Raw genomic sequence first — 22,914 nt, 5'->3', positions numbered from 1 at the left:
AATCCGCGGCAGGTCGCCGACGGCCTGGAGACGAACATTTTTATTGCTTTGCCCTGGCAATGCCATGACCGCGAAGGCGACGTACACCCGCTTGCTCCGCGGCTCGTGAACGCCATAGACGACATGTCTGCGAAGCGCCGGTTATGACGGTAAGCTTCTCTTCGGTCATGTCAGTCACAGTTCCCTCTATCCCCACGATCCGCGAGTTCCTGAGGCGTTCGGTATCCGCGGCTGTCAATACCGGGCCGGCCTGTTGGTCCTCGACATCCCGAGGCTGGGAAACGCGATTCGTGTCTGATCTCGTGGAAGTCGTCATCGATGATGCCAGTACGAATGAAAAGCGCAGGATGACATGAGCTGAGCAGCACGGCAATCGTCGCACCACAACGATGCTTCCCGCATAGATCAGATACTGCGCCTCCAGATCGACGCGCTCTACGGAACGACGCCGCACCACTTGAGATTCGACTCAGACGACGGCGCCTTACCTTGCGTGAGTATGCTGCTCTTCGAGCCGGCGGACGAGATCTGCGACCTGATCGATGCGCGATTGCAGTTCAGTTCCTGCGCGTCGCAGCACACGCACGACGGTCGCCAGGTTGTCATAGTCGAAATAGTCCGTCAGCACCCGTTCCATCCCGGATTGCCGCACGTGAGCATAGAAGATACCGAGGCTGGATCGCGATTTTCGACATGCCATTACTACGACTTGAATTATTACGTACATTACAACACACCATTGCTCGACTTTACGGTCCAGCGATGAATTTCGACATACCACGGATTGGGGCGAATTCATCCATGTTGAAAAGTCTGGTTCCGGCCGCTCGGCCTTGTCGTCATTGAGACGAATTACCGCATGCCTTTCTTCTCGAGCACTCGAACGCGTGCTATCGCCCCACTTCCGCCCTCCGCGGCTTCGCAGCAAGCGTCCCCGAACTGCCGTAAACCGGCCACCTGTTTTTGGCGGCTGCTTGCCTGGTCCATCCAGCAGTGCATTGGTTGTCAGCGCGAAAACCCTGCCCCCGGCATTCAAATTTTGCTCCGTGCTTCCGCGCGATACCGGCTGGGGCTCTGTCCAAACATCCTTTTGAAAGTCGAACTGAAAGTGGTTTCGGATGCGTAGCCGACTGCGGCGGCGATGCTTGCGAGATTGTCTTTTCCCGTCTTTAAGGCATCCCTGGCAATCGTCATGCGCCAGCCGATCAGATATTCCAGTGGCGGCAACCCCACGAGATCCTTGAAGCGCTCAATGAACGCGGTGCGTGACATGCCGACCTTCGACGCCAATTCCTCCACTTTCCAGCGACGTGCTAATTGTTCATGCACCATCCTGAGCGCGGAGCCGATCCTTGGATCCGACAACGCGCCTAGCCAGCCCGCTGATCTCGGGCTCGCGGCAAGATGAGCTCGCAGGATGTTCACCAGCACAATATTCGCGAGGCTGCCCGCCATTGCGGCCGCGCCGGGCCGGACTGACTCTGTCTCCGCCCTGATCAGTTCGAGGGCCGCATGCAGCGATCTGGCATCCGGAGAATCCGCGGAAACGAGAACAAGCGGGGGCAGTAAATTGAGCAGCAGCCCGCTCATGTCACCGTCAAACTCGAACAGGCCTCCGACGCTGATCGCACACATTTCTCCCCGACCATAGCGAACAATTCTGTCCGCCCCCACGTTAGTGGCAAGCACCTTATCCCCATCGTGCGGTTCCACGCCCGGATCGCTGGCGAAACAGTAGGGTGATCCGTCAGTGAGGAGACAAAAGTCTCCCGCCATCATTTTCGCGGGCGCGGTGACGCCTTCAATCCACACCCATCTATCGCCCTTGATGACTCCCACGAATTTGACATGACGATAGGCAGCAAATCTCAAGGCCCATGGTTCGGCAGCCTCAAAGCGCGCCGAAAGCACGCTTTTGACCTTCAGCAGGGAGAACACGTCGGAAAGCGGGTCCATAGCAAATATGTACGATGCGATAGGAAAATTGATCGATTGATTATGGATCGAACGGGTGCTCTGAGCAAGAATCGCTACTAGTACCTTGATATGTAGCGCCGGGGTCGTGACGCAACACCGGGCGTTTCCGTCGCAGAAACACACGAGCGCACTGCTCGACCTTGGCCTGACAGAGGAGTTACTTTGATGCGCACAACTGAATTGATCTATGTGGAGCGTCGTATCCAAGAAGAACTGACCGCGCGTGCGGCCGGTCAGGGCAGCTATTTCAAGTATGAAGAAGTGGAGGTGGCCTCATGTCAATCGCGCTAATCACGGGGGGCGGCGGCGACATTGGCGCGGCGACTGCGAAGACGCTGGCCGAACAAGGGCACCGGGTTGTTATAAATTATCGCAACAGCGCAGCCCGGGCCGACGACGTGGTGGGAGCTATCGTCGCGGCCGGTGGAGAAGCCATGGCGATTAAAGCCAACGTAACCGACGCCGATGATGTCGCCGCTATGGTCAATGAAATCGATCAGCGTTGGGGCGGAATCGACGTTCTCGTGCACTGCGCGTTGACACCGTACGTGATTTCCACGTTTGCCGATCTGAGCTGGGAGCAACTCGGCGGTAAGCTCGACACCGAGTTGCATGCCGCATTCGTGGTGACCAAGGCTGTTGTACCAGGCATGATGTCGCGTGGCAACGGACGGCTGATCTATATGAGTGCCCTGCCATCCACTCGCGCGCGGGTCGGGATGATTACACTGGGGACTTCCAAGGCGGCCCTGGATCAGTTCGTACGGTACATCGCGCTTGAGCTGGCGCCGCACGGCATCACCGCCAACCTTGTTGCACCGACCACGGTGGAAGGTGCGACCGCGGATAGGCTGATTCCGCCCGAACGCCAGAAAGCGATTGCTGCGGCCATACCGATGAAACGGCTCGCCCGTCCCACCGACGCGGCCAAAACGATCGCGTTTCTCGCAAGTGAGGGGGCGGGTTTCACCACCGGCCACTATATTCCGGTGAGCGGCGGCCTGGACTAAGCAAAACCGTCAATCCGTTTCCATTCATCGTCGATCCCGAAGGGCGTGATACGTGCAACGCCATCGGGTTTCGCCGACGCTCACAGGTGCTATGTCAAACATGTCTCAAAGCCAATTCACAAACCGCAAAGACGAACTTGTCGCCCGCTTCATCCCCTTTCTGCAAGAGGTCAAGGACATGACCACGAGTACCGAGTTCGAGCAATGGCTGAATACGAAATACGGCATTGAAAGCGAGTTGTACAAGGACCTCGCGCGACTGACTACCCTCGGCGTGAAGGATGGCTGGGCGGCCGATATCGAGGTCGCTGGCCCGCGTTACCGTCGCTCACGAGTCGTCATGCCCAGCGCGGAGACGCTCTTCTTCAGCGCAACAGCGGTGCTGTTGGATAGCACGGGTAACACCCAGGACAACCCGGAATGCAGCTTCCGCGCCGATGATCATCTGCACCCGTATGGCGAGATCAATCTGGTGGTACCGCTCGATGAAGGTGCTGCGCTCGCAGGTCCGAACGGCTGGTGTTATGGCGGTTGGACTGCGCCCGCGCCGGGCAGCCACCACTTTCCGGAAGTCAAGGGAGGTGCTGTCATCTCGCTCACCTTCCTGCCCGCGGGGCGGATTGCGTTCGACGTCAAACCGCCGCAGCATTGAAGCGCTCGCCCTCCTCCAAACCACCACCGGGAGCACCATGGAACAACGTCTCGATTTCTTCAATGCCAACCCGAATGCGGTCAAGGCCCTGTACGCGCTCGAAGAGCAGATCGGCAAGTCATCGCTTGGAAAGTCCCTCGCCGAACTAGTCCGTCTTCGCGCGTCGCAAATCAATGGATGCGCCTTCTGCGTGGACATGCACACGACCGATGCGCGCAAGGCCGGCGAAACCGATCGCCGACTGGCGGCCGTGGTCGTCTGGCGTGAAACGCCGTTCTTCACGGACCGCGAACGTGCAGCACTGGAATGGACGGAAGCCGTCACACTCGTGTCGCAAGACCATGTACCCGACGTGGTTTGGGAGGCCGTCAAGCCGCATTTCAGCGACGAGGAGATCGTCGACCTGACGTTGCTAGTTTCGGCGATCAACAGCTGGAATCGCTTTGCGATCTCCTTCCGCAAGTTGCCCGTCTTGAGCGCCGAGCACTAACCGTTGTCGTTCAAGCGCCTTTGGGCGCTTGCCGCTTGGGCGCGTCATTCAAAGCCGGCTCGGGTGGCGGCAAGGGAGTCCGAAGCTGCCGCTCGTCCCGACAGTGTTGCGGAAAATACATCTGGTCGATCGCGAGGGTACTACGCAGCGCCATCCGTCGACGTTGGCATCGGTTTCGGCGGTTATGGGCACGGCTGGGGAAGATAGCCTCGTTGCGGCACTGGCTTCCGTTGCCGAATGTGTCGCTCAATCCGAACACAGGAACGACAGTCTTTCAGATGGTTCCAATCCATTGCCCTGACCGGGCAGTCAAGGCGTCGTGACATCAGTGAATTCGTGCGACGTACGAGTGCGTAGACGCGGCGTCACGAAGTCGAGGAAAGCACGCAACTTCAACGGCAGCGGCGCTTGTCCTTTATGCACGAGATTGATAGGCAATGGCGCCGACTCAAAAGTGTCGAGCACGACGCGAAGTATGTTGTCACGTATGGCGTCTGCAACCTGGTAGGACAACACCCGTACCAATCCAACTCCGAGACTCGCGGCTGCTATAGCTGCCTCCGCCGTATTGACTGTTAGCCGTGAATGAACCGGCACGGACAACTCTGACTTGCCACTCCCGAAAACCCAGGCGCGCACGGACTCGAGGACCTCGAAGCTAATGCACTCATGACCGGCGAGATCGCGTGGATTTGTCGGATCGCCATGAGTTGCCAGATATTCCTGACTTGCACATACCACCCGGCGAACCGTTCCAACTCTCGTCGCCATGAGCGTGCTATCTGGCAGTTCGCCGATCCGGACCGCGATGTCAGTGTGCTCGTCCATCAGATGCACAACGCGATCCGTGAGCACGAGACTGATGTCGATCTCCGGATAGTGCGCGAGAAACTCCGCAATCACCGGCACGACGTGCAAGCGCCCGAAAACGACGGGCGCGGTGACCACCAGCTCGCCTTTAGGCGCGGCGTATTCACCCGTCGCAGCGCGCTCGGCTTCGCCAATTTCTTCAAGAATGCGCCGGCAGGCCGCCACGTATGAGCTCCCGGCATCCGTCAACGAAAGTTGTCGCGTCGTGCGGTGAAGCAGACGCGTCTTCAGATGCGACTCCAGGTCCCCAACCTTGCGGCTGACCGTTGCCAGCGGCATGCCGAGGCGACGCGCGGCGGCCGACAGACTGCCCGAATCAACGACAGCGACGAGGATCGACATGGATTCAAGACGATTCATGAAGCCTATCAAATAATGGAAGGATGAATCCTAATCCTGACGGATTCTCTTTGTATATGCAAGCGCGTAACGTTCCCAACTGAACTTTGGATCGCAGCATTTTGCTGTCGATGCCAGAAAGATCGAAATTACCGGAGAACGCCGTGCGCGGCCTGCCCACTACCCCCGAAATTGCAACACCGCCCGCGGTAGCGTCGCGCGGCAGGATCGTCATGATGGCGATCATCGCTGGCGCGGTGATCACCAATATTTATTGCACCCAGCCGATCCTGCCATTGATCAAAGCGGGGCTGGGGGTCGACCTGACGATGGTTGATCTGATCGCCGCTGCGGCGCTGCTCGGTTTCTCTACCGGGCTTGCGCTGCTGTTGCCCCTCGGCGACCGCTTCGACCGGCGCAAGCTCGTGCTTGGTCAGATCGCACTTGCCTTCGTTTTTGCCGCCGCCGCGGCGATCTCGCCCGGTATCTGGACACTGATTGCGGCTTCCTTTGGTCTTGGCATCGTCAGTTGCGTGCCGCAGCAACTCGTGCCCTTTGCGGCCGTCATGTCGCGGCCGACCGAGCGAGGGCGTAACGTCGGGACGGTCGTCAGCGGCATCATGGTTGGCATCCTGCTCGGTCGCACGATCGCCGGGCTGGTCGGTGCGGCTTATGGATGGCGCGCGGTCTACGGGATGGAAGCGGCGTTCATGGTGCCGGTCTGGATCGCTGCCGCTTCGCTCCTGCCGCGGGGTGTGCCCTCCACGAATCTTTCCTACGGTCGGCTGCTCGCTTCGCTGTGGCCACTGGCGCGGGACAATCGTCCGATTCGTGAATCGATGATTGTGCAGGCTTTGTTGTGGGCCTGTTTCAACGCCTTCTGGGTCAATCTGGCGGCGCTCCTTGCCAGCGGACCATGGCACCTTGGCAGCGCGTGGGCGGGTGGCTTCGGCATCATGGGTGCGGCCGGCGCGTTTGCCGCTTCACTCGGCGGCCGTGCCTCCGACCGGCTTGGGACCCGCGCTGTGGTTGGGGCCAGTATCGGCATCGTTACGCTTGCCTACCTGCTTCTCTCCGGCGCTAACTCCTCGCTTACGTTCCTCGTGATCGGCGTCGTTGTGCTCGATATCGGCGTGCAGGCCGGATTGGTATCCAACCAGACTCGCGCCTTCGCAGTCGATCCGAAAGCACAGGGCCGCATCAACAGCCTCTATATGACCGCCACCTTCTTCGGCGGCGCCCTCGGCACGGTGGTCAGTGGCTGGCTGATGACCCGCTTCGGCTGGACAGGCATCGTCGCCTTTGGTATCGCGCTCGGGCTCGTCGCTTCTGCATTCCACTTGATCGGCGCTCCTCGCAGCACAGGAGCACCGCAAGGTCCGCATCCCGACGCGCGAATCAACGCGGGTCGGATCTCATCGAACCCGGATTGAAGTAATCCATACAGAGCCTGGTGACGGGAGTCAGCGGGTTTTGCACGAGTTGACGCGGACAGGATGGCACTGAAAGGTCACACCGGCCGCACAAGGGACGCGCTAGTTGCTCAAACGCGAACCGCTAATCTGTCTTATAGGAGAGATGTATGAGAGAAGCAGATCAAGGTGCCGTGCGTGTGCGCGAGCTGAGTCATTTCATCGATGGTCAACGCGCCGTTGGCGCAAGCGGGCAGTTCGTCGACGTATATGATCCCGCGCCAGGCCGGGTGACAGCCCACGTGCCGGTCGCTAACGCAGCTGAAGTCGCGGCCGCTGTTGCCGCTGCGAAGGCCGCGTTCCCGGCCTGGAGCGAAACCTCGCCGCTGACCCGCGCCCGTTTGATATTCAAGTTCAAGGAGTTGCTTGAGGCGCATTCGGACGAACTCGCCGAGCTCATTACGCGCGATCACGGCAAGCTGTTTTCGGACGCGAAGGGCGAGGTGATGCGCGGTATCGAAATCGTCGAATTCGCGTGTGGCATTCCGAACTTGCTCAAGACCGAGTTTACCGATCAGATCAGTGGCGGCATGGACGCCTGGAATCTACGTCAGCCGCTCGGCGTGGCGGCGGGAGTCACGCCGTTCAACTTCCCGATGGTGGTCCCGTGCTGGATGTTTGTGATGGCCGCCGCGACCGGCAACACGTTCATACTGAAGCCCTCGGAGCGCACGCCGTCGGCATCGATCCGGCTTGCCGAGCTGTTCATCGAGGCGGGCTTTCCGAAAGGCGTCTTCAATGTCGTGCATGGCAGCAAGGCCGTCGTCGATGCGCTGATCCAGCATCCCGATGTGGTCGCGATGTCTGTCGTCGCCTCGACGCCGGTTGCTGAATACATCTACAGCGAAAGCGCAAAGCGCGGCAAACGCGTGCAGGCGCTAGGCAGTGCGAAGAACCATCTCGTCGTCATGCCCGACGCGAATATGGATCAAGCCGTCGATGCGCTGATCAATTCGGCGTATGGCTCGGCGGGCGAGCGCTGCATGGCAACCTCAGTTGCGGTGGCGGTTGGGCCTACTGGCGATGAGCTGATCGAGCGTCTCGCGCCGCGCGTGCGCTCGCTCAGGATGGGCAACGGCATGGAGGAGCCCGGTCTGGACATGGGGCCGCTCATCTCCGCCGCGCATCGCGCCAAGGTGTTGGACTATATCGACGCGGGCATCGCAGCGGGTGCGAAGCTCGTCGTCGATGGTCGCGGCCAGACCGTGCCGGGCCACGAAGAGGGCTTCTTTCTCGGCGGCTCGCTCTTTGACGACGTGAAGTCGGATATGAGCATCTATCGCGAAGAGATTTTCGGGCCCGTGCTGTCGGTTGTGCGCGTGCCTGATCTCGCAAGTGCGATCGCACTCGTCAACGCGCACGAACTGGGCAACTGCGTATCGCTTTTCACCTTCGACGGCGCTGCGGCGCGCGCATTCTCCCGGCAGATTCAGGTGGGCATGGTGGGCATCAACGTGCCGAGTCCGGTACCGTCGGCATGGCATTCGTTCGGCGGCTGGAAGAGATCGCTGTTCGGCGATCATCACGCATATGGCGAGGAAGCCGTGCGTTTTTACACGCACTACAAGAGCGTCATGCAACGCTGGCCCGACAGCATCACCTGAAGTGCGGAATTCGCGACGCCCGTGGTCAGGTCCGCCGACCTGGGCGTTGCGATGCCGCTCTTTCATCCGATGACGTAGACGGAATCAGCAATGCCAAACCTGCCGAAGCGAACTAGCTTTGGTCGGCACGATGAATCGAGTACAAATCGACTAACCAGTCGATAAAAATGTCGACCCGTTTTGGCCTGGTTCGATTAGGCACATACACAACGGACACAGAGCGTGGATTCAACGGATAGTCTCTCAGCACCTTGCACAGTCGGCCGGCTCGCACATGAGCGTCGAGTGTAAAAGTGCTCCCCTGTATCAATCCGAGGCCCGCAAGCCCACATGCCATGTAGGTATCCGTGTCGTTCACCAGGATCGCGCTCTTCAGCTGAACGGAACGCACCTCTTTCCCCTCGAGAAACTCCCAACTTCTGATACGGCCTGACTTCATGGCGTAACTTACGCCGATGTGATCGCTGAGGTCATCCAGGGTGGAGGGCTCGCCATGGGCCTGGATATATTCAGGCGACGCGTAGGTCAGCGTTTTGTAGTGACCCAATGTTTTAGCGACCAGTCCAAGTTCGCTCACCGTTCCCACGCGCAGGGCACAGTCCAACCCATCCTCGATCAGATCGGGGTGGTGATCGACAATGCTGATGTCCAGTCGAATATCAGGATTACTGGCGAAAAATTTCGGTAGTTCCGGGATAACAGTCGACTTCGCGACCAGCGAGGGCATGCTGACGCGGACTACTCCGCTTTTGCTTCCCCTGGAGGCCTGAGCGTCGGCGTCCATTTCGTCCAGATCCCGAAGAAGCGCGACGCAACGTTCGTAGTAGCGAAGGCCCGCCTCTGTTGGCTTGCTTCGGCGGGTTGTGCGAATTAGAAGTTTCACGCCCAGATCCGACTCGAGCGCCTGAACCATACGCGTAACATAGACCGCCGACGTATGTAGAACTTCGGCGGCTCTCGTGAAGGTGGTCGCTTCGACCACCTTCACATACACCTTCATTGCGGAAATCTTATCCATCGTGTGTCGTTACGTCTCTCTTTACATGTCGAGGTTCGCTGCACGAAGTATGGTTAGAACATATCCGCCGCCGCTTGACGCTCTGCGCCCTCCTCTCCGGATTCCCGCTCAGACCGCGAGGGGATAAATGGCCCGGTGATCATATTCGCGTAGCCTTGCCCAGGTCCCACCATCGGAAACACGTCAGCGTCCTGATCGACCATCACTTCGAGGAAAGCCGGTCCGTCAAATTCTAAAAAGGCCTTAAGTTTGTCCTCGAGTTCGCTCATGGCTTCAACGCGATACGCAAACTCAAACCCGTCGGCCCGAGCTGCCATGACGAAATCCTTGCGATGAAGCGACTTGTCGCTCACGCACAATCGACCCTCGTAAAAGAGCCGCTGCCACTGCCGGATCATCCCGTCACCGAGGTTGTTGAGCAGCAGTACCTTGACAGGCACGCCGTACGTGGTTGCCGTCTCCAGGTCGCCAATATTCATGCGGATGCTGCCGTCACCATCGATGTCGATCACAAGTGCATCGGGTCGCGCCAGTTGAGCACCGATAGCGGCGGGCAGCCCAAAACCCATCGTCCCCATACTGCCTGACGTCAGGAGGCTTCGCGGCTCGACGAAGTCGAAAAACTGCGCAGCCCACATCTGGTGCTGGCCGACGCCTGTGCTGACGATTGCTCGCCCGCCGGTAATTTCACTGAGCTTTTCGACAACGAACTGCGGCTGAATCAGCGGACTGTTCCGGTCGTAGTTCATACGGTAGACCCGCTTCAGATCCTTGATATGTTCGAGCCAGCCCGAATGCGCTTGCGCGGCTGGACGATGCTTCATCAGTGACAACAAGGCATCCTTCGCGTCGCCTACGTGCGTCCAGTGCGCCCGTTTAACCTTGTTAATTTCCGCCTCATCGATGTCGATATGCGCAACGTACTGCGCTCTGGGCGCGAATGCGTCAGGGCGGCCGCCGGCGACCCGGTCGTCGAATCGGGCACCCACCGCGATCAGGAAATCACAATCTTCCACCGCGTAGTTCGCACAGGCCGTGCCGTGCATGCCCAGCATGCCAAGCCCCAGTTCGTGTTTCACGGATACTGCGCCAAGGCCCATTAGCGTGGTCACCACAGGAATCCCATAGCGCTCTGCAAACTGACGCAATTCAACCGTTGCGCCAGCCGTGATGATGCCGCCGCCGGCATACAGCAGCGGTCGCTTGCTCCGCGCCAGCAGATCAAAAAATTCGCTGCGCTTGTCCTCTTCGAGAAGAGCGCCTTTGGCCACCTTTCGAAGACGGTCGGAGTAGCCTCGAAACGCCAATATGCCTTGCCCGTGATAGATCCCGGTCCAGTTCTGGATGTCCTTCGGCACGTCCACGACAACCGGGCCAGGACGGCCGGTGCGAGCGACTTCGAATGCTGTCCGCAGTGTCTGTTCCAGCTTGGCCGGGTCGGTGACCAGAAACACCTGCTTTGCGCACGCCGACATGATGTTAAAGACGGGCGCTTCCTGGAAAGCATCACTGCCAATCATCGCACGAGGCACTTGTCCGCATATGAGGACGACCGGGATTGAATCACCGTTACAGTCGGCAATCGGCGTTACCGCGTTGGTCGCTCCGGGACCCGACGTCACCATGAATACGCCAACTTTTCCGCTCGCGCGCGCATAACCCGCAGCCATGAAGCCCGCGGCCTGTTCATTGGCGGGTACCACGAGGTTGATCTGGCGCTCGGGATTTTCCGCGTGCATTTCGTTGAAACGAAAGACAGCGTCGTACGTCGGCAAAATCGCGCCGCCGCTATAACCGAATAGGGTATCGACGCCCTGTTCGCTGAGCACGCGCAGGATGATGTCGGCACCCGACATCGATACGCCGGCAAGCGGCGGTTTCGGGAGGGCTTCTAAAACAGGGTTCGGATTTCGGATCATGACTGGCTCGCATGAAAAAGGACGCCGACACTGTCAGCGGCCACCATCAAAGGGCAATTTCCCTTCCAACTCGAGAACAGCGTATGTTCCGTACCAGCTTATGGACGACTGCTCCGACGGGTTCTCCGTACAAAGCGCTGCCCACCCAGCACTTTCTTGATGTGCCTCTGGAAGAATCGTGAGAAATGGTTTTACCCATTGTGACGATGATTGAATCTGCGCGTACGCCAAAGAGGGTTGTATATGGGCCAGAATAGGCTCCCTATAGGCCATCACGATGGCACTTCTGCTGCATCGCCTTCCAACAACATGCAAACGGCCGCTGCTCGGGCGAGTTATCCGCGCCCGAGCAGCTGAAATCCTGCAAACAGGATCATCCCAATACACCTGCGCCGTTACATCGCGAATGCGCTCGAAACAAGCGCCGCCTGTCTCGCCACGTGTGCCGAGTGATAACCGGGCGCTGTCGATGCGGATGCAGGCGGCCCGGCATACTGCACTTGAGCGGCCGAAGGCAGGATCTCACGCAACTGCGGTTCGATAGCGCCCCATGCACCCTGATTACGCGATTCCTCCTGACTCCAGACCACCGTCTTCAGATTCGGATAGCGCGCGAACTCCGCAGCCAGTTGCCGGGACGGAAACGGATACAGCTGTTCGACGCGGATGAGCGGTGTATCGGCAATGCCAGACGTGCGGCGATGTTCGAGCAGGTCGAAGTAGACCTTGCCCGAAGACACGATGACGCGCTCCACACTCGACGCCCGCGACGGCTCGATGTGCGTGTCTACCAGGATCTCACGGAACGCGCCCTTGGCCAGGTCGTCGAGCGAGCTCACCGCTTCCGGATGACGCAACAGCGACTTGGGTGTCATCACGACGAGCGGCCGGCGATCGAAGACTGTCGCTTGCATCCGCAGCAAATGGAACAGTTGCGCAGGCGTCGTCGGTTGGACGACCCGCATGTTGTCCTGCGCGCAGAGCTGCAGATACCGCTCCAGCCTCGCCGACGCGTGTTCCGGTCCTTGTCCCTCCTGCCCATGCGGCAGGAACAAGGTCAAGCCACTGAGCTGCCCCCACTTCGCGGCACCCGCAGCGATGAACTGGTCGATCACAACCTGCGCGCCATTCGCGAAGTCGCCGAACTGCGCCTCCCACACGACAAGCGCGTTGCGGTTCACCGTCGAGTAGCCGTATTCGAAGGCCAGCACGGCCGCCTCCGACAGAATGGAGTTCGTCACGGTAAAGCGGCCCCGTGCTTCGTCGACGTGTTCGAGCGGGATGTACACGCCGTCCGACCGGCTCGTCCGTCTTTGATTGTGCAGAACGGCGTGACGGTGACTGAATGTCCCGCGCGCGCTGTCCTGCCCGCTCAACCGGACATCTATCCCTGCGCCGAGCAACGAGGCAAATGCCAGGTGCTCGCCCATTCCCCAATCGATCGGCTTCGTTCCGTCCACCATCTCGCGGCGGGCGGCCATCATCTTGCCGACCAGCGGATGGAGTTCATAACCGTCCGGAATAGTCGATATCTGCCGCGCCAGCGCACGCACCTGCGCGGGCAACGGAGGGCCATAGGTGACAGGGCCGGAATAGTCCTCGAGAAACTTCGGCCATACCGGTATTTCGTCTGGCCCGACGGATGCCGCGGGCGTCTCGCTCTGGCGCGCAAGCTCGAAACCGTTGCGGCTGGCATTGACGTAATCGTCGACCTGTACGGGCGTCACCACGCCTTCCTGAATCAACTGTCGAGCGTAAACGGTCCTCACGCCTGGGTGGCTGGCGATCGCGCGATACATGAGAGGCTGCGTGATGCTGGGCGTATCCTGTTCCTGATGCCCATACTTGCGGAAGCAGACGAGATCGATCACTACGCTACGCTTGAAAGCTGTGCGATAGTCGAGCGCAAGCCGCACCGCCATGGCGACCGCTTCAGGGTCGTCGCCGTTGACATGCAGAACGGGCGCCTCGATCATCTTTGCGATGTCTGTGGTGTAGAACGACGAGCGCGCATCGCGTGGATCCGAAGTCGTAAATCCGACCTGATTGTTGACGACAACGTGGACCGTCCCGCCAGTTCCATGCCCGCGGGTGTACGAAAGGCTCAACGTCTCCATCACGACGCCTTGCCCGGACATCGCCGCGTCGCCATGAATTTCGACGGGCAGCACGTCACTACCCTCCTCCGAGCCCAGAGCATCTCCTTTGGCGCGTGCCATACCCTGCACAACCGGGTTGACGATTTCCAGATGTGAGGGGTTGAATGCAAGTACGACATCGACCGGCCCGTCGTTCGTCTGCGTGACACTGCTAAAGCCCTTGTGATACTTGACGTCACCTGCTGGAAGAAGGTCCCCAACCTTGCCGTCGAACTCGTCGAAGAGCGCACGCAGAGGCTTGCCGGTAATATTCACCAGCACATTCAAACGTCCACGATGCGCCATGCCCATCACCACCGAGCTCACCTTCTTCGATGCGCCATAGCGGACGAGCTCGTCCAGCAGCACGATCAACGATTCCCCACCTTCCAGTGAGAAGCGCTTTTGGCCTACATAGCGGGTGTGAAGGTACTTCTCCAGCCCTTCGGCGGCCGTCAGACGCTCGAGAATCCGATTTTTCTCCGCTACTGAAAACGAAGGCTTCGCTCGTGTTGACTCAAGTCGCATCTGCCACCAACGCCGCTCGTTGGCATCGGTCAGATGCATGAACTCGGCGCCCAGCGTTCCGGAGTAAGTCTGTTCGAGTGCCGCGACGATGTCGCCCAACGTCGCGTCTTCGTCAAAAAGAAACGTGTCGGCTGTGCTGAATCGCGTAGACATGTCTGCCGCCGACAAGCCGTAGAACGCTGGCGTGAGTTCAACCAAAGCCTGCGGCAACGTCCACAGCAGCGGGTCCAGTTTCGCCTTGCGCGTGCCGACCATGCGGAACGCGGCAATCAGCGACTGTACTGCCACCTGTTTTCTGGCGATCGCAAGACCGTCATCGAGCGCCATCTCAGTGACGCGTGACCGCTTACCCAGATCGACGAAGGCGGACACGACAGGCGCGTGCGGCTCGTCATCCCGGTCGCTCCCGTCGATGGCAGGCGTTTCGCGCAACGCATCGAAATAAGCGCGCCACTCATCCGAGACCGACGCCGGGTCAGCCAGGTAGACCTCGTATTGTTCCTCGACATAGGGGGCATTCCCCCCGAATAAGAAAGAGCTTTGAATTTTTTGCATTAGCATGATGAATCCGTCCTCGATTGGCGTCAGGCCCATACTTCGACCGCAACATGTCGTGAGGCGGCTGTAACCTCATCCAGGCAGCCGCATTGATGAGATCAAGGATAGAGAGTCGGCACGGCAACTGGAATGCGTAGATGGCGCCCTGCCTGGCCAATCTGGATCAGATTTGGGCCACGTAGCCGCTGAGCGAACTCGTGCACGAATCCTTACCCGTGTTCTCGGGGTTATGCCATTCTTCTCAGGTGACCCTCTGCATCTTCTCGCTATCCATGGTCCACAGCACGCGGAGGCTACGCCCCCGCTGTTTCGATTGCTCGAAATCTGCCGTCGACTTCGGCCAGGGGCATCCGCGTCACTCGACACCTGCTTGAAAGCAGAACCGGTGTTGGCTGCAACTGAACTGATAGCTACGCGCGCGAGACAGAATGAGCGCCCTTAGGGCGCTCCTAACAACTTTGCCGGGGACAGCTGTGCAACCGGGTCTCGGCGAGGCCATGCGTCGCTCAATGAAACTGCTGGCGACGGAATCGCCAAAGGAATACCCGGCCGGCGCACTGGAATGGCTGCTTGTCGAGCGATGTTTGAAAAACGGGTGGGGTCTCGGGCGCGGCCGAGGCTTGCAAATAAGCCCTCTACTCTTCGGCACGAAGTGTTCCATGCTGGCTATCAAATACAGTTATCGATAGACAAGAGGGCGTCGAACTTTTGCACTGCAAAACAGATTTTTCCGATCCTGCGGACTTTGTTGTTTCTGAAAGGCTTTTCAGCGTTGCCGCAGACTTTGTTGTGCCCCGATACGTTGGGGTTCATAGGCGCAGGACTGATCGTTCAGGACGGCGGCAACGTTCGCGGCCTGACGACTGCCGCGTCGGTATGGGCCTGCGCCGTGATCGGCATCCTGTTCGGCACAACTCTTTACGTTCCTGCCGTCGGATTGACCGGGCTACTCTCGTTGGACATGGCAACAATGCCTACTGTGGAGCGCATTCTGCCCGCCCATACCGCATTGACGGTCAAAGTGCACTTTACAGCCAATTATCGTCCGCAAGAGGATACTGTTTCTCACTTTGCATTGAAGCGACGCTTGACCATTCCGCCGGAGAGCTTTCTGATTTCATACGAAGCCGGGAGATGCTCGCTTCAGTTCCTGATCGTCGCCGATCCGCGCCGCCACGCTAATGTGCTGGCTCAGCTTTCAACGGAGTTCCAGAACTTGCCGCATGTCGAGAGTTTCAGCATCGCTCGATCCACCACATGATCGCGCAGGCTTGTGATGCGACGGGTGCGTCTTGGGGTAATCGAATGAACGGGGCCGGTTGGCGGCTTCCGCCGCAGCTTCGGGGATGGGGAAGTCCCTTTCGTTCGACTACCCCCCTGGCGCAGTCGTCGTGTCCTATTGCCACTTCACGTTCTTATTGCGATTGCGACCGACTGCGTCCCACAGCTTCAGTGTAAGGATGCAACGTCCGCGTGAACTGGCGCGCGCCAAGTGAGGCCGATGATGACGCCGAGAATGCAGAGTGCGGCGATATACCAGGCGGGCGCCATGAGGATACCCTGGCGGCCTACCATGTAGGAGGCCACTGCCGGCGCGGTCCCACCGAAGATCGCGTAGGCGGTGTTGTACGACAGCGCAAAGCCCGTGAAGCGGACTTCAGGCGGGAAGCTTTTCACTATGATGTACGGTCCGAGCGTGATTGTACCGATGAGGAAGCCTCCCGCAATATAGAGCAGCCACACCGTGCTGCTGCCGGAAGTCAGTGCGAAGTAGAAGGCACCTGTCACAACCAGCATGGCGATGCTGCCCAGCGCGTATGCCTTACCTCCGCCAATCCTGTCGGCGGTCCAGCCTGCGACCGTGCTGCCGATGATCAGCCCCAGGATCGACCAGGAGTTGTTGGTGAAGACCGTTTTCGCCTCAACGTGAAACTGTGACTGCAGGAAGGTCGGCGTGTACAGGAAGTACAACACGAAAATCCCGGAGAAAACCCACGTGGCCAGCAGCGATACGACGATTGCTCCGCGGTGATGTTTGAGCACGACCGAGAGCGGCAGACGCGAGTCGGCGGCACGCTTGGCGCGCAACGCTTCGAAGACGGGCGTTTCGTGCAGGTAGCGACGCAGGTAGACGGAGACCAGTCCAAAGATGCCACCGGCGATAAACGGCACCCGCCACCCCCAACTCTTCAGGCTATCCGCATCGAGATTGCCCATCAGGTATTTGGCGCTCAATGCACCGAGCAGGATGCCGGTGCAAAGACCCGACATCAGCAGGCCGCACGCGAGACCCACGCGGTCACGGCGCACGTGCTCCGAGCAGAAGATCCAGGCACCCGGAACTTCACCGCCGACGGACAGACCCTGAAGGATGCGGCACAGCAGAAACAGCAGTGGCGCGGCCATACCCAACATCGCATAGCTGGGCAGCAGGCCAATCAGTAGCGTGGGAAACGCCATCAGAAACAGGCTGAGCGCAAACATTTTCTTGCGCCCGATCCGATCTCCGAAGTGCGCAAAGAAGATACCGCCAATCGGGCGAACGAGGTAGCCGGCGGCGAAGATGCAAAACACCTCGAGCTGCGCGAGCCACTCGGGTGTGTGCGGCGGGAAGAACACTGTGGCGAGCAGCTTGGTGAAGAATACCGCGACGATGAAATCGTAGTATTCGAGAGCACCGCCCAGAGAGGCTAGGCCTAGCGTTTTGATGTCGCTCCAGGACATCGACTGCCCTCCTGAGGCAGCCTCGTTCGATCGGGCTGGGGTAGTACTCATTTTCGGCTCCAAGCATGTGAAAGTTGATGTTTGACTGACCTGCCAACCCATTTAATCAGTATGCTGACTATATGGATATAGGACTAGCACTTCAACGAATCTTCGGGTCGAAATACTTGCGTGACCCTTCTCTTACGTTGACTCTTAAAATCACGAGCATGTCTGCCGCCAGCGACGACATGCCAATTTGGCTGTAAACTCGTCAGCGTACTGACAGATAGGTTTTTATCCCGAAAAAAACCGGAATGCAACAGTGGTTCCCCTAGGGTCGCCACGTCAACGAGCGCTGGCGGAGTGTGTACAGCCTTTGCGCGCACTCCGCGGCCAACCATGAAGCATGGCGCCAGCGACCACCACCGGCAGACAGCAGTTACACTTGTCCTGAATGGCAAGACTCTTTGAAAAGGATAGATATGGGCACAGTTACGGAGAAAAAAACGGACGTCTCTGATTCGGCGATTGAGACCGGTCACCTCTGGCAGCGTCCCGGCTTCCTTATCCGGCGCCTCAACCAGATCCACGTCGCGTTGTTCTTTGAAAGCTGCAAGGACTTCGCGATTACCCCGGTTCAATACGGTTTGCTTACAACGCTAAGCGAGCGTCCAGGGCTCGACCAGACGTCACTCTGCGCTGAAGTTGGCGTCGACCGCACCACGATGGCCGACGTTCTCCGGCGCCTCGAAGAGCGTGGGCTTGTCAAGCGTGAACCTAGTCCCGCTGATGGACGCCAGAAAATTGCCAATATCAGCAGCAAAGGGCGGCGTGTCATGAACGACATGTACGAGAGCATGCGCGAGGCTCAGGTGCGGTTCCTGGCTCCTCTGGATCCCAAGGAGCGCATTGAATTCGTCCGGATGATGATGCAACTGGTCGAAGGCAACAACCAGTACGGCCGCACATCGCTCAAGCACTTTGACTGAACTATGGCGTCCTGGGACGCCATAGTTCCGCGGTCAAAACTTATGCAATATTCCTACTCGCGTAAGCAGTTGCCTGTCGTTGCCCGACGCGCTCGAAACCGCCATGATCCATGCCCGTGGGTTGTTGTCGCCGCTCACCTTCTGATACACGGCTTCCGTGTAGAGTACCGTGCGCTTGGACAGTGCATATCGAATGCCCGCTGAGAACTGGTTAGCCTTGTCGCTGGCAAGCACAGCGTTGCCTTTCATCAGTTCGTAGTCTCCACCCACTGAAAGTGCCGGCGTAATCTGGTAGCGCGCACCGATCTGACACACATTGATGGTTGCATTGTTGGCCGTGTTTTTTGTGTTCGTGTACAGGACGTTAAGCGCGGCCAGGCCGAACTTATACTCTGCACCAACCCCGTAATTTCGTATCCCTGCCATGCCGTTCGCAAGCTGCGCATATCGTTGGTAGGTATACGCAACACCGGCTGAAAAAGGCCCGCTGGCATAGTTGGCGCCGAAGCTCTTACCGTCGTTCTGCGCGATCGCACCGGGCACACCTCCGAAGCTGTAAAGCGCGCCGGCCGAGAATCCATAGTACGTCGGCGTCGTGTATTTCACCGAGTTGGAGATAGCCGTACCCGACATGCGGTCGAAATTCGCGTTCCCTGACGAATTTCCCGGAATGCCAAGACCCGAAAATGGTCCCTCGCGAAAACCGTACAGCCCCGCGATGTAGATCGAATTGTCAAAGCGCAGCAACGAGTCAATCATGAAGTCGTACTGTTCGCCGAACGTCAGTTTCCCGTACTGGTCGTTTGACAGGCCCACATAAGCGTTGCGACCAAAGAGTCCGCCGCCGTTCGTTGGAAAAATTGCGCCGGTACCGAGGTTGAACTGGTCGATCAGTTCAAATATGGCCTTGTTGCCGCCGCCGAGGTCTTCCGTGCCGCGCAAGCCCCACAGGTTCGGCGTCGCGATGCCGTTGTCCATCGTGTAGTTGTGGCCGCCCTTCTGATTGGTGACCATTGTGATGCCGGCATCGAGTGCACCCCAGAGTTGCACGGAAGATTGCGCGTGCGCCGGAATGGCAGCCGCAAAAGTACATGCCGTTGCAGCAACGGCCCATGGTGTTTTCATCGCCAAACCTTATACGCAGGATTGTACGAAGGTCTCCCTTGCCAAAATGAACAAGGGAAATCTTCGCTATATAGGGAAACCTGGACTACTGCGAGATGTCCCGACGAAACGTTTCGGGGACGAAAAACACGCCGACTATGAGAGAGAGAACCGCAATCACAATCGGATACCACAGGCCGAAGTAGACATTTCCGTTCGCAACCGCCATGGCTGAAACGACGAAGGGCAACATCCCGCCAAACCAGCCCGATCCGAGATGGAATGGAAGTGATAGCGACGTGTAGCGAATTCGCGCGGGGAACAGTTCAACCATGAAAGCCGCCATCGGACCGTAGACCATCGCGAGGTACACGATCAGCAGCCACATCAGGAAGATGACCATCGGCGCATTGATCTGCGCCGGGTCTGCATGTTGCACCCAGCCGGCGGCCAGCAGCGCATTCTCCAGGTCGTGCCGGTCGCTGCCGTGAACTGTGGTGTCGCCAATGGTGGTATCCGCCGACTGCCCAGACTGCAATGGCATCTGCAGGTACGAAACACCCGATGCACTCAGGAACGAGCGGATGCGGTCGCAATCAGTCTTCGGCGCAGCAAACAGCGAAAAGTGGCAGTCATCCGCGTGAACGATAACCGGCGAACTTTTCTGGAACGCCTCCAGCTTCGGATTCGCGTAGTGGGTCAGCGCGTGAAAGATTGGCTGCGTCGTTACGGCGAGCAACAGGCAGGCCGCCATCATGATCCACTTGCGCCCGATGCGATCAGAGAGCCAGCCGAAGATCAGGTAGAACGGAAAAACGCACACCAATGCGATGGCCAGATAGAGGTTCACCGCGTTAGGCGCGACCTTCAACGTGTTTTGCAGGAAATACATCGAGTAGAAGTGGCCGGTCCCAAACACGACGCCAACACCGGACGCGGTACTGAACAGCATGATCAGCACGTACTTGAGGTTTTCCCACTTGCCGAAGCTTTCGCTGATTGGAGATTTCGACAGTTTTCCCGCGTGTTTCATACTCTGAAATGTGGGCGACTCTGCCAACTTCGTCCGAAGGTAAACGGAGATCACCAGTAACACGAGTGAAATCAGGAACGGCACCCGCCAGCCCCAATCCTGAAACGATGCACTGTCCATGGCGGATCGGCTCGCGCTGACAACTGCGATGGATGCCAGCAAACCCAGTGTGGCCGTCGTTTGCAGCGAGCTGGTATACAGCCCCCGGCGGTTGGCTGGGGAATGTTCGGCCAGATAGGTCGCCGCCCCGCCCGTTTCACCGCCCAGCGCAAAGCCCTGCAGAAGTCGCAGGCATACGAGCAACAGCGGCGCGAACACGCCAATCTTCGCAAACGAAGGAAGCAGCCCTACACCCACTGTAGCAACACCCATCAGGACAATGGTCGCCATGAAGGTATATTTGCGGCCGATCCTGTCACCGAGCCGGCCAAAAAACAGCGCGCCGAGCGGCCGCACGAGGAACCCCGCACCGAATGTCGCGAGACTGGCCAGAAAGGCCGTGGTCTCATTTCCGCTGGGAAAGAAGAGCGTACTGAATGTTCCCGCCAGGGCGGCATAGATATAGAAGTCGTACCATTCGAGTAATGCCCCAAATGAGGACGCGATGATAAGCGTAAATTCGCGGCGCGTGACAGCGCGCCGCGATGACTCCGACGTTGAGATGTCCATTCCCACTCCTGGCTGCACGATTCGCTCCACAGATATATTTAGTTATACGTAATTATTGAAAGGTGACTCAACATAGCCGGACCCTCGTTGACACGCGTGGCGATTCGAGAGGCGCGACTGATCAACATCGGGCGCGCCCTACCTGACGCGCCCTCTTACTTCATACCCGCTTACATATTTCCGAGAACGCTCAGTGCTTCGTCCCGGGTCATGACGGCAGCATATTTCTGTGCCATATCAAACAGATTGGCTTCGTGCGGGGCGATGGCGCGGTCGCCCACGCAGTCGGAAAGCACGAACGGACGGAAGCCGTACTGCATCGCGTCCACCACGCTCGAGCGCACACAGCCGCTCGTCACCGCACCAGCGACTACCAGCGTCTGCACGCCACGCTGCGCAAGCCACGCAGCCAGCGAAGTGCCGAAAAACGCCGAGGGCACCGTCTTGCGCACCACCAGTTCACCCTTACGCGGCGTGAGTTGCGGCACGATGGCGCTGTTGTGTGTGTGCTCCTTGAGTGCAAGCAGACCCGGCACCTTCAACGTAAAGATGTTCTGGTCCGCATCGTCGTCCGCGAACACGATGCGCGTGTGGGCGATGGGCCAGCCCCGCTCGCGCGCATGGGCCAGCAGAAGAACGGTGCGCTCGATGGCCGGTGCGATGTTGCCCCCGCCAAACACCTCGGGGTCGGCAAAGCCATTGACAAAGTCGACGATAAGCAGACCCACCGGCGCCTTCGGTTCGAGCGTCGAGCCAAAGCTCTGGCGCTGGTAGGTATCAAGTTCATTGGACATGCCGATTCCTCACTTATCCAGCACCTGGCCGTTGCGCACCACGGCATTACCATCGAGGAACACGTCGCAGTGGCGCAGCGGAATGTCGATATGGCAGGTGGTCGTGCGCTTGCCACCTGCTTCGTTGTTCGGTCCGAGCGAGAACAGGAAGTTGCCCTCGAAAGCACGCGCGTCCATACCGATGGTCGCCTCGCGGTCATACAGCCCCAGCGTTGACCAGTGCGCGCGCGGCTGAAGTCCCCAACCAATATGCGAGATGGCGTACGCCTCGTGGTCCCTGAAGGTGCCCATGTACTCCTTGAGCAGGTCCGCGTCCATGCCGCCCTCAATGCGGGTGGCAAAGCCGTTCTCGACGGTGAGCTCGATCCGGTCCTGCACATAGCACTTTTGCGGCAGCAGGATGTCGCCCCGGTCGATTACGATACGTCCGTGGGCGCGGCCTTCGTCCGGGAACGTCAGCGCAAAGCCGCTGGGCCAGTGATCCCACCGGCCTGGCGTGTCGACGAAACCGTATTCCGCAATCGCCTCGAATTCGCCGATCGGACAGTGGAAGTCCGTCCCGGCGGCCGAAACAATGTGCATCTCTTTGGACCGGTTGATGTGGGCATGAGCGGCCAGCACCCGCTCGCGGTCGGCCAGACTTGGTACGAGCCGAGTAAGCACTTCAGGCGGCTCGACCGCGAGCAGGATCTTGGTGCCGGTCTTCAGAATGTCGAGCTGCTCCGGCGAGAACAGCAACGTCATCAGGTCCAGGACCAGGTCGCTCGCCTTGAGCGCAGCAATCGCTGCGGGGTTACCCGTGAGCGGTGTCGTGCCAAGGTAGGCGAGCGAGTCGCGGCTGAGCGCCTTCTCGCCATTCACCGGCGGCAGGTCCAGCCGGTTGACGATCGCGCCCATTGACTGCGTCGCGATCAACGCGGTCGAGAGTGTTTGCGGATGCGTGGACGCACTCGTCAGAATCGTGACAGTCTGACCCGCTTCAAGACGCGAGAGTGTCAACACCTGCTTCCACGCGTCAACCATCTGGTAATCGCTGACTGGCAT

General features: G+C 59.0%; 20 protein-coding genes. 8 read left to right on the top strand and 12 right to left on the bottom strand.

From position 1 onward, the window contains the following. Positions 1 to 484: 484 nt before the first annotated feature. The gene (locus A6V37_RS40645) at positions 485 to 637 is read right to left on the bottom strand and encodes a hypothetical protein (RefSeq protein WP_157447868.1); all 153 of its coding nucleotides are present in this window, start codon (positions 635 to 637) and stop codon (positions 485 to 487) included. 395 nt (positions 638 to 1,032) lie between these two features. Beyond that, positions 1,033 to 1,956: an AraC family transcriptional regulator gene (locus tag A6V37_RS12270; protein WP_064267315.1), complete on the bottom strand. Its 924-nt coding sequence runs from the start codon at positions 1,954 to 1,956 to the stop codon at positions 1,033 to 1,035. Between the two features lie 186 nt (positions 1,957 to 2,142). Here A6V37_RS12270 and A6V37_RS42805 point away from each other — a divergent pair, with 186 nt between their 5' ends. The 4 genes from A6V37_RS42805 (at position 2,143) to A6V37_RS12255 (ending at position 4,129) form a co-directional block, all read left to right on the top strand. Beyond that, positions 2,143 to 2,268, top strand: coding sequence for a hypothetical protein (locus A6V37_RS42805; protein ID WP_278185273.1), 126 nt, complete (start codon positions 2,143 to 2,145; stop codon positions 2,266 to 2,268). After that, the gene (locus A6V37_RS12265) at positions 2,253 to 2,987 is read left to right on the top strand and encodes an SDR family oxidoreductase (RefSeq protein WP_064267314.1); all 735 of its coding nucleotides are present in this window, start codon (positions 2,253 to 2,255) and stop codon (positions 2,985 to 2,987) included. Before A6V37_RS42805 ends, A6V37_RS12265 begins: the two co-directional genes overlap by 16 nt. Before the next feature lie 100 nt (positions 2,988 to 3,087). Next, positions 3,088 to 3,639 carry a 4-hydroxylaminobenzoate lyase gene (locus A6V37_RS12260; protein WP_064267328.1) on the top strand — a complete coding sequence of 184 codons (552 nt, stop codon included), beginning with the start codon at positions 3,088 to 3,090 and terminating at the stop codon, positions 3,637 to 3,639. A 37-nt stretch (positions 3,640 to 3,676) separates the two neighbouring features. Next, positions 3,677 to 4,129 carry a carboxymuconolactone decarboxylase family protein gene (locus A6V37_RS12255; protein ID WP_064267313.1) on the top strand — a complete coding sequence of 151 codons (453 nt, stop codon included), beginning with the start codon at positions 3,677 to 3,679 and terminating at the stop codon, positions 4,127 to 4,129. A gap of 309 nt (positions 4,130 to 4,438) precedes the next feature. Here A6V37_RS12255 and A6V37_RS12250 read toward each other — a convergent pair whose 3' ends face one another. Together A6V37_RS12250 and A6V37_RS41300 are read right to left on the bottom strand one after the other, a co-directional pair. Continuing rightward, complete coding sequence (locus tag A6V37_RS12250; RefSeq protein ID WP_064267312.1) at positions 4,439 to 5,359, bottom strand: LysR family transcriptional regulator; 921 nt, start codon at positions 5,357 to 5,359, stop codon at positions 4,439 to 4,441. Beyond that, the gene (locus A6V37_RS41300) at positions 5,346 to 5,573 is read right to left on the bottom strand and encodes a hypothetical protein (protein WP_165614423.1); all 228 of its coding nucleotides are present in this window, start codon (positions 5,571 to 5,573) and stop codon (positions 5,346 to 5,348) included. The genes A6V37_RS12250 and A6V37_RS41300 overlap by 14 nt, the downstream gene beginning before the upstream one ends. Between A6V37_RS41300 and A6V37_RS12245 the strand changes: the two genes are divergently transcribed. After that, on the top strand, positions 5,503 to 6,771 hold the full coding sequence (locus tag A6V37_RS12245; RefSeq protein ID WP_341272010.1) for an MFS transporter: 1,269 nt from the start codon (positions 5,503 to 5,505) through the stop codon (positions 6,769 to 6,771). The two genes, A6V37_RS41300 and A6V37_RS12245, sit on opposite strands and share 71 nt — an antisense overlap. A gap of 149 nt (positions 6,772 to 6,920) precedes the next feature. Further along, positions 6,921 to 8,414, top strand: a complete 1,494-nt coding sequence (locus tag A6V37_RS12240; RefSeq protein ID WP_064267310.1) for a CoA-acylating methylmalonate-semialdehyde dehydrogenase — start codon at positions 6,921 to 6,923, stop codon at positions 8,412 to 8,414. 112 nt (positions 8,415 to 8,526) lie between these two features. Here the strand turns inward: A6V37_RS12240 and A6V37_RS12235 are convergent, their stop codons facing one another. The 3 genes from A6V37_RS12235 to A6V37_RS12225 all read right to left on the bottom strand — a co-directional run bounded on the left by A6V37_RS12235 (position 8,527) and on the right by A6V37_RS12225 (position 14,578). Beyond that, positions 8,527 to 9,432 (bottom strand): LysR family transcriptional regulator, encoded by a 906-nt coding sequence (locus A6V37_RS12235; RefSeq protein WP_064267309.1) that lies wholly within the window; start codon positions 9,430 to 9,432, stop codon positions 8,527 to 8,529. A gap of 53 nt (positions 9,433 to 9,485) precedes the next feature. After that, on the bottom strand, positions 9,486 to 11,351 hold the full coding sequence (gene ilvB / locus A6V37_RS12230; RefSeq protein ID WP_082902665.1) for a biosynthetic-type acetolactate synthase large subunit: 1,866 nt from the start codon (positions 11,349 to 11,351) through the stop codon (positions 9,486 to 9,488). 395 nt (positions 11,352 to 11,746) lie between these two features. Continuing rightward, the gene (locus A6V37_RS12225) at positions 11,747 to 14,578 is read right to left on the bottom strand and encodes a 2-oxoglutarate dehydrogenase E1 component (RefSeq protein ID WP_064267327.1); all 2,832 of its coding nucleotides are present in this window, start codon (positions 14,576 to 14,578) and stop codon (positions 11,747 to 11,749) included. 559 nt (positions 14,579 to 15,137) lie between these two features. Between A6V37_RS12225 and A6V37_RS12220 the strand changes: the two genes are divergently transcribed. After that, a complete protein-coding gene (locus A6V37_RS12220; RefSeq protein ID WP_082902664.1) occupies positions 15,138 to 15,836 on the top strand; it encodes an MgtC/SapB family protein in 699 nt (232 codons plus the stop codon). A 188-nt stretch (positions 15,837 to 16,024) separates the two neighbouring features. On the opposite strand, the gene A6V37_RS12215 is transcribed toward A6V37_RS12220, so the two are convergent. Further along, positions 16,025 to 17,401 (bottom strand): MFS transporter, encoded by a 1,377-nt coding sequence (locus A6V37_RS12215; RefSeq protein WP_341272009.1) that lies wholly within the window; start codon positions 17,399 to 17,401, stop codon positions 16,025 to 16,027. Positions 17,402 to 17,763: 362 nt separating this feature from the next. Between A6V37_RS12215 and A6V37_RS12210 the strand changes: the two genes are divergently transcribed. Next, positions 17,764 to 18,270, top strand: a complete 507-nt coding sequence (locus tag A6V37_RS12210; protein ID WP_064267305.1) for a MarR family winged helix-turn-helix transcriptional regulator — start codon at positions 17,764 to 17,766, stop codon at positions 18,268 to 18,270. 33 nt (positions 18,271 to 18,303) lie between these two features. Here A6V37_RS12210 and A6V37_RS12205 read toward each other — a convergent pair whose 3' ends face one another. From A6V37_RS12205 to A6V37_RS12190, 4 genes are all read right to left on the bottom strand, one after another. Further along, positions 18,304 to 19,395, bottom strand: a complete 1,092-nt coding sequence (locus tag A6V37_RS12205; protein WP_064267304.1) for a porin — start codon at positions 19,393 to 19,395, stop codon at positions 18,304 to 18,306. Positions 19,396 to 19,480: 85 nt separating this feature from the next. Further along, positions 19,481 to 21,076 (bottom strand): MFS transporter, encoded by a 1,596-nt coding sequence (locus tag A6V37_RS12200; RefSeq protein WP_064267303.1) that lies wholly within the window; start codon positions 21,074 to 21,076, stop codon positions 19,481 to 19,483. A gap of 170 nt (positions 21,077 to 21,246) precedes the next feature. Beyond that, on the bottom strand, positions 21,247 to 21,870 hold the full coding sequence (locus A6V37_RS12195; protein WP_064267302.1) for an N-carbamoylsarcosine amidohydrolase: 624 nt from the start codon (positions 21,868 to 21,870) through the stop codon (positions 21,247 to 21,249). A 9-nt stretch (positions 21,871 to 21,879) separates the two neighbouring features. Continuing rightward, a complete protein-coding gene (locus tag A6V37_RS12190) occupies positions 21,880 to 22,914 on the bottom strand; it encodes a 2,5-dihydroxypyridine 5,6-dioxygenase NicX family protein (RefSeq protein WP_064267301.1) in 1,035 nt (344 codons plus the stop codon).

The sequence above is a fragment of the Paraburkholderia ginsengiterrae genome, from assembly GCF_001645125.1.
Lineage (GTDB): Bacteria > Pseudomonadota > Gammaproteobacteria > Burkholderiales > Burkholderiaceae > Paraburkholderia > Paraburkholderia ginsengiterrae.
This window is presented reverse-complemented; position numbering and strand designations above follow the sequence as displayed.